The organism is Neobacillus rhizosphaerae (assembly GCF_937468385.1).
Taxonomy (GTDB): Bacteria; Bacillota; Bacilli; order Bacillales; family Cytobacillaceae; genus Neobacillus; species Neobacillus rhizosphaerae.
Map to the genome: position 1 here is coordinate 117,842 of NZ_CALBWS010000002.1, position 11,687 is coordinate 129,528.

The 11,687-nt window shown below is 39.6% G+C and carries 11 protein-coding genes and 1 riboswitch; of the genes, 6 read left to right on the forward strand and 5 right to left on the reverse strand.

Annotation, left to right across the window (positions count from 1 at the left end; genetic code table 11):
* Positions 1-7: 7 nt before the first annotated feature.
* Positions 8-148, reverse strand: a complete 141-nt coding sequence (locus tag M5A78_RS03315) for a hypothetical protein (RefSeq protein ID WP_248733866.1) — start codon at positions 146-148, stop codon at positions 8-10.
* Positions 149-279: 131 nt separating this feature from the next.
* A riboswitch (cyclic di-GMP riboswitch) is annotated at positions 280-366 on the reverse strand.
* 259 nt (positions 367-625) lie between these two features.
* Here M5A78_RS03315 and M5A78_RS03320 point away from each other — a divergent pair.
* The 6 genes from M5A78_RS03320 (at position 626) to M5A78_RS03345 (ending at position 2,640) form a co-directional block, all read left to right on the forward strand.
* The gene (locus tag M5A78_RS03320; RefSeq protein ID WP_248733867.1) at positions 626-847 is read left to right on the forward strand and encodes a spore germination protein; all 222 of its coding nucleotides are present in this window, start codon (positions 626-628) and stop codon (positions 845-847) included.
* 17 nt (positions 848-864) lie between these two features.
* On the forward strand, positions 865-1,119 hold the full coding sequence (locus M5A78_RS03325; protein ID WP_248733868.1) for a spore germination protein GerPB: 255 nt from the start codon (positions 865-867) through the stop codon (positions 1,117-1,119).
* A 70-nt stretch (positions 1,120-1,189) separates the two neighbouring features.
* Entirely contained in the window at positions 1,190-1,807 is a 618-nt protein-coding gene (gene gerPC / locus M5A78_RS03330; protein WP_248733869.1) for a spore germination protein GerPC, read from the forward strand.
* On the forward strand, positions 1,804-1,986 hold the full coding sequence (locus M5A78_RS03335) for a spore gernimation protein GerPD (protein ID WP_248733870.1): 183 nt from the start codon (positions 1,804-1,806) through the stop codon (positions 1,984-1,986). The genes gerPC and M5A78_RS03335 overlap by 4 nt, the downstream gene beginning before the upstream one ends.
* A gap of 2 nt (positions 1,987-1,988) precedes the next feature.
* Positions 1,989-2,375: a spore germination protein GerPE gene (locus M5A78_RS03340; protein ID WP_248733871.1), complete on the forward strand. Its 387-nt coding sequence runs from the start codon at positions 1,989-1,991 to the stop codon at positions 2,373-2,375.
* A gap of 46 nt (positions 2,376-2,421) precedes the next feature.
* Complete coding sequence (locus M5A78_RS03345) at positions 2,422-2,640, forward strand: spore germination protein (protein WP_248734017.1); 219 nt, start codon at positions 2,422-2,424, stop codon at positions 2,638-2,640.
* A gap of 178 nt (positions 2,641-2,818) precedes the next feature.
* Here M5A78_RS03345 and addA read toward each other — a convergent pair whose 3' ends face one another.
* The 4 genes from addA to M5A78_RS03365 all read right to left on the reverse strand — a co-directional run bounded on the left by addA (position 2,819) and on the right by M5A78_RS03365 (position 11,660).
* A complete protein-coding gene (addA, locus tag M5A78_RS03350) occupies positions 2,819-6,604 on the reverse strand; it encodes a helicase-exonuclease AddAB subunit AddA (RefSeq protein ID WP_248733872.1) in 3,786 nt (1,261 codons plus the stop codon).
* The gene (gene addB / locus M5A78_RS03355; protein ID WP_248733873.1) at positions 6,597-10,094 is read right to left on the reverse strand and encodes a helicase-exonuclease AddAB subunit AddB; all 3,498 of its coding nucleotides are present in this window, start codon (positions 10,092-10,094) and stop codon (positions 6,597-6,599) included. The genes addA and addB overlap by 8 nt, the downstream gene beginning before the upstream one ends.
* Before the next feature lie 356 nt (positions 10,095-10,450).
* Entirely contained in the window at positions 10,451-11,005 is a 555-nt protein-coding gene (gene lepB / locus M5A78_RS03360) for a signal peptidase I (protein ID WP_248733874.1), read from the reverse strand.
* Positions 10,995-11,660: a TVP38/TMEM64 family protein gene (locus tag M5A78_RS03365; protein WP_248733875.1), complete on the reverse strand. Its 666-nt coding sequence runs from the start codon at positions 11,658-11,660 to the stop codon at positions 10,995-10,997. Before M5A78_RS03365 ends, lepB begins: the two co-directional genes overlap by 11 nt.
* Positions 11,661-11,687 lie beyond the last annotated feature (27 nt).

The window sequence follows — 11,687 nt, forward strand, 5'->3', positions numbered from 1 at the left end:
TAACTAATCATTTTTTACTCTGCAACTTTGGATAATGTAAATACATGAAGGAGGAATGGATCGATTGGCAGGGTTGGATTAACAAGTCGTGTCCTGCTAGGTTGCCCAGTTGTTTGCAGGTTCCGTTTGAAAGATTCACGACTTTCATTATTTTACCTCCTTACAAATGAAATAACCCCACCTTTACCGAAAGGGGGGTTAATAGACAAAGCACATCAATGAAAACATAGGCGTAGTCCCATGCAAACATAGAATATCTAATATGAAACACCCTAATCCTTCGGTAACTGGCTGGCATAGTGCAAATGCACCTTAGCCCCTGTAGCTTTGCGTCACTGATTTTCATCAGTTTTGCCTTTATCGAGAATCAGTGTTTATTTTTCCTGACTGATCTCATACTCCCATCATAGTACCTTTTGAATCCATCGAATATCCTACTTTTTTATCATTTTTGTCAAAAAACATAGGTAATTATAACTATTTTTATTTTTTATCCTTACAATATAAAAATTATTCGTTTTTTAAAATCTTTAACCTCCCTCTTCACTTTATTTGGGCGAATGATTCACATTGCATTCGCCCATACATAAGATGTAAAAAGATTATGATAAAAAGGGTGTTGAATATGCCAGCAATAGTTGGGGTTGCACAAGTCATTACACTTGGTAACAGCTCTATTTTCCACATTGGGGATGTCTATAAAATTATGCCATTCTCTAATGCAAAAACCTTCTCCGGTGCTGGTTCCTTTAATACTGGTGAGAGTTTAAACGTCCAAAACAGTGTAAGTTCTACCAATACAAATGATCAGGATGTTCTTGATCAAGGAAATTTCCTTAATATGTGATAAATGGGTGGTCAAACATGAATTTTTATATCCAGCAGTGCATTCAAATTAATTATATCAAAATTGGCGGGATTACCAACTCCTCTGTCCTGCAAATTGGCAGTGCCGGGATTATAAAGCCTCAAGCAAATTTATATAATACCGGAGGATTTACCCAACCTGCGCCAAGCGCACATAAACCATTCGGAGGGGTGTCACCCACTGGCCTAATAGAAGGACCTGCAGTTCCATTACAAGCACCGGTCAGAAGACTGGAAAAGGAATTCATCTAATGGTTAACAACCTTCAATAATAAACTACAAGTTACTGGAAGAGAAGGAGATCATTTAGTGAGGTGATAAAATGTATCAAGATGTTTACCAATACCTTCAAGGGATGCAGATGTATATTCAAGCACAAGAAAAAAGAATTGTCTCCTTAGAGACAACGGTTCAAAAAATGAAAGAAGAGATTCAGCAATTGAACGAAAAGAAGCTTATCCATGTAGATAAAATTGAATATAAATTTGATCAATTGAAGGTTGAGACTCTTGAAGGCACTTTAAACATTGGCTTAAATCCTTCCGATTTGTCCGAAATTGAGGATTTTGCAGTGCAGAATCAAACACTAACTTCCCCTTTTTCTCCAAAAGCTCAAATGCAAAGATCGATGAAAATTGAAGAAGCCATTTATCGATATTTAGAAACAGATTTACCACAAATCATTGTGGATACCCAGAAGAAGTTTAATATGGAACCAAGTGACTCCTATTTAGCCTTCATTAAAGAAGATATTATCAAACAGCTGCCTAATCGGATTGAATTTCATCTAAAGGCTTCCAAAGCCCAAAATCGCTCCATTGAGAATGGATCCGACGCAGACATACAAATCATTGAAGTATTAAAACAGGAAATTCAAAATGGTGTATTTGTTTTCATAAATCAATTACCTGAAAATGTGAAAGGAATGAAACCAGAATGATCTTTGAAGTCTATAATCGGGATCTTTGTGTAGGAGATATAAGAATCATTGGAGTAGCAAGCTCCTCTATCGTGATGGTTGGTGATACGGAAACAATCCAACTAGCAGCTACCTTTGATACACCTGCAGAATCGTTAATAATCGGACCATTTGTTCCCTTAGCACCGGAAAGGACTTGAGTATGTTTCAGCGAACTTCCAAGGTAGACAAAATTAACGTAAATATTATATCCTTTGCCTCCTTATTACAACTAGGAGATTCATGCATCATTAACGGACTTTCCCGTGCCCTTGCTGTTCAAAGGGAAGCAGAAATTGAGTTTGGGGATGAAGGGAATTTTGCTGCCTATCGTGTGTTTTCCGAGCCCATCCCCTTTCAGCCAATTTATGAAGTATTTTCTTTCATACCCCACAATCCTATGCCTTTAATAAAGGTGCAAAATATTGACATCATCGGGGTATCGTCCTCGTCTATTCTGCACGTTGGTAATAGTAAGCATATTTCAATGGAGTCAAGGGTAAAGCACATACGCCAGTTGCTGCCAGAAGGACACGAACAAGATATGTGATAAAAGCATATCTTATTTTATAGGATTATTGAAAAGGATGTCTGTGATGCCAGCGATTATTGGTCCAGTACAAATCATTAATGTAAGTGGCGGAATTGTGCAATTCGGAGATACCGTTTATATCTCACCAAAGAGCAGCACAAAAACTTTTTCAGGCTCTGGAGGATTTAATACCGGTGGCATTATCATCGCGAATAATGGTATAAGTGGCACCAATGTTTTAGACACAAATGTAATTGACCAGCCTATAGTGGGGAATAATTAAAATATGAAAAGCACGCTTCCTTTGCGTAGAGTATGGACTGGAGCGCTTTGACTGAGATAAAGGAAATACGGAGAGCGTTAGCTTTTCCGTGTTAAATTATCGAAGGGAAAAGGGCGAAGTACATAGGTCAAGGAGCAAGAAAATGACATAAACCATTTTCGTGGTCTATGTCATTTTTTTACTCATTTTCTAATTTTAATATCTGAGCACCATCAAAGAAAAATAAATATCTCTCAACGACATTTCGTTTCCAAATTTGTTCAATCGCTCTTGTATATAAATTGATCTGGAGCCTATATCTTTCTTCGAGGATTGGTTTAGCTTGGTAAAAACCGCCTTTATATCTGCCAGTTATACCATCCGATTTATAATCAATCAGAACTAAGCCGTTTTCATCCTCAAGGATGCAGTCAATTATTCCTTGCACAAATACAGATTCTTCCGCTCCTGTCCATGCTGGATAAACATCTGTGGCAGGCAAGGAAAGTGTAAACGGAATCTCCCTATGAATGGCTTTTGCATGAAAATATCTTTGCCCTAAATTGGAATTGAAAAATTGAACAATCAATTTGCAGTCAATGACCTCAGCTTGCTCTGGAGTTAACAATTCATTGTTGACCATCCAGATTAACTGTGTGTTAATGGTGGCTTCACTTACTGCCTTTGTCAAATCGACATGCTGCATCACCATATGCATAGCTGTCCCCCGTTCAGCAGGTGTTAATTGTTTTTCCTGCATAAACTTCGGCCGTTTGACAATGGATTTTTTAAAGTTGCGAACTAGGTCTGTACCACTTTGCTCATCAGCCATTTCCTTTTGCCGTTTGATTTCAGATACCGATTGTTTTGAGCGGTGGGTCGCAGCACTTAAAAAAGAATATTCCCATGTTAACCGGGACTTTATTTCTTCAGCGAATGCAGATGCTATCGAGACAGTCTGTGCTTTTTGAACCCTCTTCAAGAATTGATCGTCTTCCTTTTCTAAAGCCAATTCCTGTTTTCCGATTTCTTCAGCACTGATTAATGAAATTTCCCAGGAGGAAGGATGCCTACTGATATCTTCTGGAACAAGCTCATAAGTCTCTCCTGTTACCCTTAAATCTCTGCAGTCTTGATGGCGGATCAGGGCCGGGCCAACCCAATCGATATAACTCATTGCCGACGCTCGCTCATAATCCTTTAGCAACCATTCCGTATTCGAGGAAACGTCAATCCACTTGTCTATTTTTTTCATTGCATCCTTTAATGTTGCTGTCATGTATAGCTTTTCTTTCGCCCTTGTCATCGCCACATATAATACGCGCATTTCTTCAGCGAGCATTTCCATTTTCTTTTTTCGCTTAAAAGCAATCTGCGGAAGAGACGGATAAGAAATTCGCTTCTCTGCATTTACGTACTTTGCCGCAAATCCAAATTCTTTATCGAGCATATATGATTTGCGAATATCAGCCATATTAAAGTTTCTCGCCATTCCAGCTATAAAAACAACAGGAAATTCAAGGCCCTTACTGCTATGAATGGTCATAATCCGAACAACATCTTCCTGCTCACCAAGTGCTCGAGCTGCACCGAGGTCGTTTCCTCTTTCAATCATTCGCTCGATAAAACGTAAAAAACGAAATAGGCCGCGGAAGGAGGTTTTTTCATATTGTCGGGCCCTGTCGTACAAGGCTCTTAAGTTAGCCTGACGCTGCTTCCCTCCTGGGAGGCCACCGACAAAATCGTAAAATTGTGTGTCGCGGTATAGCTGCCAAATCAGTTCGGACAGCGATCCTTGACGAGCCAGTCCACGCCAGTTTTTTAGTAAATCATTAAAACGGCGGACTTTTTCATAAAATTCTTCTGAGCTTTCAGCAGATTTGCTAGCACAAAAAGCGGAAACCGCCTCCCAAAATGAACCACGTTTTTGATGGATGCGAATTTTTGCCAACTCTTCCTCGTTCAAACCAACAATAGGAGAACGTAACACGGACGCTAATGGAATGTCCTGAAATGGATTATCAATCACTCTAAGCAGCGACATCATAACCGCCACTTCCGTTGCTTCAAAATAACCGGTTGAGAGATTCGCATAAATCGGAATCCCTTGCTGCTTGAACTCCTCGATAATTTGCGGCGCCCAGGTCATCGAACGAAGAAGGATCACTACATCCCGATACATCATCGGTCTGCTGGACTCCGTTTTAGCATTATAGACCGGTGCTCCATTCGCAATCAATTCTTTAATTTTCGCCGCAATCACTCTTGCTTCTAATTGTGACTGCTCAAGGTCTGCTGTATCAAATCCAACCGGTTCTGCTTCAGCCTCTAATACTGTATCTGAAGCTGTATCTGAATTTTCACTTGTTTGGTCAATCAGCATAATCTCTACCGGAAACGGCTCCTCCTCGGGATATGGCGCCCCATTTCGCAATTCCGCAGCTTCATCATATTCGATTTCGCCAACCTTAACACCCATAATTTGTTTAAATAAATAGTTGGTTGCATCGAGTATTTCTTTTCTGCTTCTGAAATTACGTGCTAAATCAATTCGTAGTCCTGTTGCTTTACCATCAACAGTAAAGCGATTATATTTTCCTAAAAAAAGATTGGGCTCAGCTAAACGAAACCGATAAATGGATTGCTTGACATCTCCGACCATGAACAGGTTGCCATTCTTCTCATCCTCTTGCGTTACCAGCCTTAAAATGGTTTCCTGAACCATATTCGTATCCTGATATTCATCGCAATATACTTCTTTAAAATGTCTTTTATAAGCAAGTGCTGCTTCCGATGGAAGAAACTTCCCTTCAATTGAGATTTCACCTGTCAATATCTCCAGACAGTAATGTTCTAAGTCCGAATAGTCAACCAGCCCTTTTTCTCTTTTAGCTTTTTCAAACCGCACGGAAAATTCTTTCACAAGATAAACAAGGGTGCCGATTAAAGGGCGCATCTCTACCATATCCCGTAAAAAGCCCTCCGGCTTTCGGGAAAAGAGTTCTTCCTTAATGTCTTGGATTTTTTTCTTCGCTTTTTCACGGAGCTTTTGAGCTTTATCTGACAATACTGTGTCATACTGATCCTTTTTCAGCGGTTTCGCCCTTGAAAAAGACCAGGTTTGCATCGCTTGATATAGCGTCGCCCAGGATTCCTGTTGTGCCACTATTAACGTATCAATGACGTTAATATCATCTAAAAAGTTTTCTGCTCTTGGTGCCGGACCATTTGGAAGCTTCGTTATCTCCAGGCCCTGCTTAATCATCTCTTTAGCTGCTTCAAATTGAAGTTCAATATCAAAAAGGAGTGCCTGAATAAATGGAAGATCCTCTACATTTGTCATATCATCCACATCATACATCGACACAACCCCGTGTAAATACTGGTCTGGCAGAGGGTTTGAACGAGCAAACTCATAGATTGAGCGCACGATATCCTGTAAGGCGGTATCACTTCGATCACTGGTGAACGAATCCACCAAGTTGAAAAATGCCCCATTATTTTTTCTTCCATATTCCTCTTCAAATAGTTCATCGATAACTTCATCCCTCATTAGCTGAGCCTCAGTTTCATCGGCGATTCGGAAGCCGGGATCAACATCAATTAAGTAATAATATTTACGGATGACCTCCATACAAAAGGAGTGGAGTGTCGAAATCGAGGCCTTATTCAATAAACCGAGCTGTTTCCTTAAATGACGGGAGGAGGGATCCTGATCAATCGCCTTTTCTAATGCTTCACCAATCCGATGACGCATTTCCGCTGCCGATGCGTTCGTAAATGTCACTACCAATAATTCATCAACATCGATTGGGTCTTCGTTTGCAAGAATTTTTCGGATAATTCTTTCAACAAGAACAGCTGTTTTTCCTGATCCTGCTGCTGCAGCAACAAGGATATCCTTATCTCTTGCCTTAATCGCTTTCCATTGGTCATCTGTCCATGTTACCCCTTCCGGCTTTGGTGGAATAACGAAATTACTCATTCTCCTCTACCTCCTTCTTTATAAGATCCAAAACATCTTCCTTCGAATGCGGTGTGAGCATCCGGAAACGATTATTTTCAATCGATTCATCAAATTGACAAACCGATTTAAAGGAGCAAAACGTACATGGTATTTTGTCTTTTAATTTATAAGGGGAAATGTCTATCTGTCCATCGATAATGGCATTGCCTGTTTTTTGATACATCTGACGCACATAAGTCTTCAGGTGATCAAATTCGTTTAAACTTGCGACCTTTGATTTTTTTGATAAATTTCCATCTTTTTTAATTCCTGCTGAAATAATCTGCGAATCACCGGATTCTAGCGATTGGTCCATCATTCGAATGACATTTTGGTCGCTCACCATTAATCCATTCATCTTAAACTTTTTCATCATTTCGTTTTCAATTTCATCGATTGTAAGCATTTTGGTCGTATTAATAAATGGATTATGGACATGGAAATAAAGAACTCCTGCCGGGCTTGCTTTCGTCTCCACTAATTGATTGGAATGGGTTATAACAATATCTAGATAGGTTAACATTTGCAGGGCAAGTCCGTAATACACTTCACTCAAATTGACATCCTTTTCACTCGATTTATAATCAATGACCCGTAAATAAACACTATCGTCTTCACCCTTCGCTTGGTCGACCCGGTCAATCCTTCCAGCTAACTCCATTTTCTTTCCATTTTTCAATGAGAAGCTTAATGGCGGCAGCTTCGCATTTGCTCCAAAACCCAATTCCAAGCCGATCGGCGAGAATCCACTTACTTTTGCATGTTCACTTAATACGAGTGAAGCCCGGGTAATAATTTGCTCCAATTTTCGTTTTATATAATGATGGCGTTCTGAGCTTAGCAATATTTCATTTTGTAGCTTCGGCGCTAAAGCGTTGACCGCCTCCTTTGACAGTTCCTCACATTGTTGTTTTGTCAACTGAGCCCAAGAAATCTTTTGATTGTTAACAGTATCAGAAATATGCTTTATCGCAGCATGAAAAAGCTCACCAATGTCAGGAGCTTCTAAACGAAAAATTTGCCGTTCGCGTAGCTTTAGCCCATGCTGTGTGAAATGAGAAAAGGCGCAAGAGTTATATAATTCCATTCTGGAAACACTTACCTGTATGGTCTCTCCATATAATTCAACTGCTGAATCTCTCGATAGCTGGACCGTCCCGTTGGAATAAAAAAGACTCGAAAAAACTTTTTGGGCTTTTTCCTTCCACGCGCTCTCCAGATAATAGTTATACACATCCCACCACATATCGGAAATTGGATAATTTCGCTTTTTCAATTGCAGCTGGCCATTGAGGTAGGACAAAGCAGTCGTTAAATTGGAAACAAGACTTAGCTGATCCTGTTCCGAAATTTGCGCAGGATCACTGACATAGAACTGCTCATTAGCATCTGGGAACATATCTTTTATTCTTTTAATATACGAAGAAGGAATTAACGCTTTGCCTTCATCATTGGCGAGCGGATAGCTGATATATAGCCTTTCAGATGGGGCTGTAAATGCTTTATATGCTATGAAGTTTTCATCCAGTAAGCGTATTCGGCTGCTTGGTGCAACGGTAATCCCTGCAGCTAATAACATTTCCCTGTCTTCATCAGCAAGTATTCCTTCATCAGAAATTTTTGCTGGCATTACTCCTTCATTGACCCCGACGATGAAAACAACTTTGATTTCATTTAGCCTTGATTTTTCTAAATCTCCAATCAACACTTGGTCAAGGGCCGGAGGAATCAGCGAAAAATGTAACGATTCAAAGCCTGCCTCTAGAATGGTGGCAAATGCCTTTAACGAAACGGACTCTTCTCCTAATATTTCTACATATTGATCAAGAAGGTCAACAACTGCATTCCATACTTGTTCGTGTTCACGCATCTGAACAAGATTGCCCTTTTCTTCCGCAGCCGCTTTCCAGTTTTCAAGCTTTTCCGGAATTTCTAATTCTTCTAAATATAAATAGACAGCTTCACAAAGCTTTCGTCCAGAATCTGCTTTTTTCAAACGTCTTGACAGTCGTAAAATGGGTGCTGTTATCATAAGCTTTAGTTCATTTAATTCTTGTTCTATCGTTTTTTCTGTATCAGTTTGAACATTTGCCTCTAAATCCAGGCCTCTAATACGCCGATAAACCCAGCGGTCCTTTTTCATCCACTTACTCCCGTTGATGCCGTAAGCCAGAACATAATTCTCCAGCTTGTCCAGTTTCTCGCGCATTTTAATGGGATTTTCCTGCAATGGATATAACAATTCAGTTTTTATCGCTCTAAATACTGGTTCATAGCGCCAATAAGAAATAATCACTTCAAGACTTGAGCGTATTAACTCAATAAGGGGATGATTCAGCATTGTCCTTTTCTGATCGATAAAATAAGGAATTTGATAATCCGCGAATACAGGCTCGACAATCTCATGATAATCGCCGCCATTTCTAATTAACAAGGCGATATCCCGGTAGCGGTAACCATTCGTCCGGACTGTATGACGAATTTCACGGGCAATTCCTTCAATCTCGGCTCTTCGATTGGCCGCCTGATGGATGTGAATAGCCGTTTCCCCATGAAAAACAGCTACCGGGCGGTCATCAAATTTTTCCTCTAAATGACGTAAGGAAGGTTGATTCCACTTTTTCTGCTCATCTAAAATAACAGGTTTATCAATTTCAATGCCTTCAGCTCTTGCTAATTCATAAATGGATTTGCAAGTCTCACCTGAGACGCGGAACAACTCAAGTTCATCTGGTGTAGAATCGAACAGCAAACGATCCGTTGTCATCGCAATTGAAACTTTTCTACAATGCATCATCAATTCTTGTATGATGCGATATTCTTGAGGTGAAAAGGTATAAAAACCATCAATGTAGATTTCGGCCTCTTTTAAGTAAGCGGAGGAAGACACTTTCTCAGCTAACAGGTGAAAGTAATCTTCGGAATCAATATATTTGCCAAAAATTTCTTCTTCAAATTTTTGATAGATAAGTTCTAAATCAGTTAATTTATCTTTTAATGCTTTAGAAGCAGAATTGTCGTTTGAGCCAAGCAGGACTGTCCCATGAATTAGCTCCTCTGGGCTAATGCAGTACCTCTTAAATTCGGTAATCATTTGCTCCAATTGCTGAACAAACCCATTTTTATCTGCAGCCCGTTGAAAAAGCTTTAATTGTTCCTTCTTTTCTTCGATAATTTTACGAATTAGCATACTCATCCCGACACTACTTAAATGTACGCGGCTAATACCACCTGTTTCCTGTAGAATTCTCCATGCTAGACGAGAAAAGCTAAAGACCTGGGCTCGAATCATTCCACCAACGCTTGAGTCTGTTGCTAAGCGATATTCTGAAAGAAACGTCATTTGTTCAGGCACGATATAAATAAGCGGTGTTCCTTCTGGTTTTTCTATAAGTCTTTTTTTTATTTCATCAAGAAACATCGCTGTTTTACCGCTACCTGACCGCCCGATTACCATTCTTAATGACATATACTAACCTCGCTTTCCTCTTAAACTCTGTATCTTTCATTCTACCATAAAATAAGCACAAACGTTTGGATGACAATAAACAGAATCCAACCAAAAATGGTAAATCTTTTTTTAAAACAAGGCTATGTTAAACTTGTCTGTTGATTTCCGCTCCAGGCACTCGCTTTCCGCGGGCGGTCGGGAGCCTCCTCGGCGCTATTCGCGCCTGCGGGGTCTCCCTTGACCTGCTTTTCCCGCAGGAGTCTCGCGCCTTCCACTCTAATCAACATATTGGCAAAATCAACAATGAGCATTAACATAGCCTAAAACAAAAAAACACGATTTTTAAATCGTGCTCCTCGCTTCACAATATGCATTTAAAAATGAATATCCATTTCATTTAATGGCCAGTAACGCAGGTCCACCTTTCCAACAACCTGGTGGGTAGATATGAAGCCGAATTGGCGGCTATCCCAGCTTCCCAGTCGATTATCACCAAGGACAAATATTTTTCCATCAGGAACTGTATTTTCTCCGGTAATTTCCTTCAAACTGAAATCACCCGTTATCCTCATCCCATGTGCTTTTTGTTTATAGACCTTTAAAAACGGCTCCTCATACTTATGTCCGTTAATATACAACTCATCATTTCGATATTCAATTTTATCACCTGGCAGTCCAATAATACGTTTGACAAAATCCTCTTTCTGATTGGCATGAAACACAATGACATCAAATCGATTCAACTCTCCAACTTGATACCCTAGCTTATTGACAACCAGCTTATTTCCGTCCTGCAGTGTCGGCATCATTGATTCGCCTTCTACTACATAGTTGGAAAAGAAAAATGTACGAATAAAAGCAAAAATAATAATTCCAATTGCGAAAGCCTTAACCCATTCCATGCCTTCCTTTTTCCATTCAATTTTCATAGAGCCTCCTCCTTTTCTCCTTTTCTTTGTTTCTATCTATTTCTCCATTATGGTCATTTTCCGTTCCCTTATTCATTCTTCCTTCAATTCTTTTGCCAACATACCAAAGAAGAAAAATAATAATTAATACTAGGACCGTCCGGTAGGGCTTAGTAATCAATGAACGAATATCATAACCAATAAAGCTCATCGTAAAAATCATCACCATTTTTCCAATACAAACGGCCAACATATATTGGGCCATTCTTATTTTCGAGAGACCGGCAACGATGTTTACGACAGCTGATGGTGTAAATGGAAAACAAAGCAATAAAAAAAGTGGGCCAAATCCATGACGGTCCACCCAGTCCATTAGCTTACGGACCTTCGGGTGTTTGGACAAAAAAGCAAATATCCTTCTTTGTCCATATTTTCTGATTAGGATAAAAACTAAGAATGCTCCTATACACGCTCCTAGCCATGAATATAAAAATCCAAGCCAAAGTCCAAAGGCATTTGCATTGGCCATTACAAATAAAAACAGTGGGAGAAACGGAAAAAATGCTTCAATGACAGGTAGCAATATTCCGGGTATTGGACCTAGGGCTCGATATTCCTGTATGAGATTCATAATATTTTCAAGCGTAAACCAAGCTTTTATTGATTCAATGTCCATCCCATTTCTCCTTTATTTTTTCTTTGG

Excerpts from the sequence above, each read along its gene's own strand:
- M5A78_RS03315 (WP_248733866.1), bottom strand. The coding sequence starts at position 148 with ATGAAAGTCGTGAATCTTTCAAACGGAACCTGCAAACAACTGGGCAAC.
- M5A78_RS03320 (WP_248733867.1), top strand. The coding sequence starts at position 626 with ATGCCAGCAATAGTTGGGGTTGCACAAGTCATTACACTTGGTAACAGC.
- M5A78_RS03325 (WP_248733868.1), top strand. The coding sequence starts at position 865 with ATGAATTTTTATATCCAGCAGTGCATTCAAATTAATTATATCAAAATT.
- gerPC (WP_248733869.1), top strand. The coding sequence starts at position 1,190 with ATGTATCAAGATGTTTACCAATACCTTCAAGGGATGCAGATGTATATT.
- M5A78_RS03335 (WP_248733870.1), top strand. The coding sequence starts at position 1,804 with ATGATCTTTGAAGTCTATAATCGGGATCTTTGTGTAGGAGATATAAGA.
- M5A78_RS03340 (WP_248733871.1), top strand. The coding sequence starts at position 1,989 with ATGTTTCAGCGAACTTCCAAGGTAGACAAAATTAACGTAAATATTATA.
- M5A78_RS03345 (WP_248734017.1), top strand. The coding sequence starts at position 2,422 with ATGCCAGCGATTATTGGTCCAGTACAAATCATTAATGTAAGTGGCGGA.
- addA (WP_248733872.1), bottom strand. The coding sequence starts at position 6,604 with ATGAGTAATTTCGTTATTCCACCAAAGCCGGAAGGGGTAACATGGACA.
- addB (WP_248733873.1), bottom strand. The coding sequence starts at position 10,094 with ATGTCATTAAGAATGGTAATCGGGCGGTCAGGTAGCGGTAAAACAGCG.
- lepB (WP_248733874.1), bottom strand. The coding sequence starts at position 11,005 with ATGAAAATTGAATGGAAAAAGGAAGGCATGGAATGGGTTAAGGCTTTC.
- M5A78_RS03365 (WP_248733875.1), bottom strand. The coding sequence starts at position 11,660 with ATGGACATTGAATCAATAAAAGCTTGGTTTACGCTTGAAAATATTATG.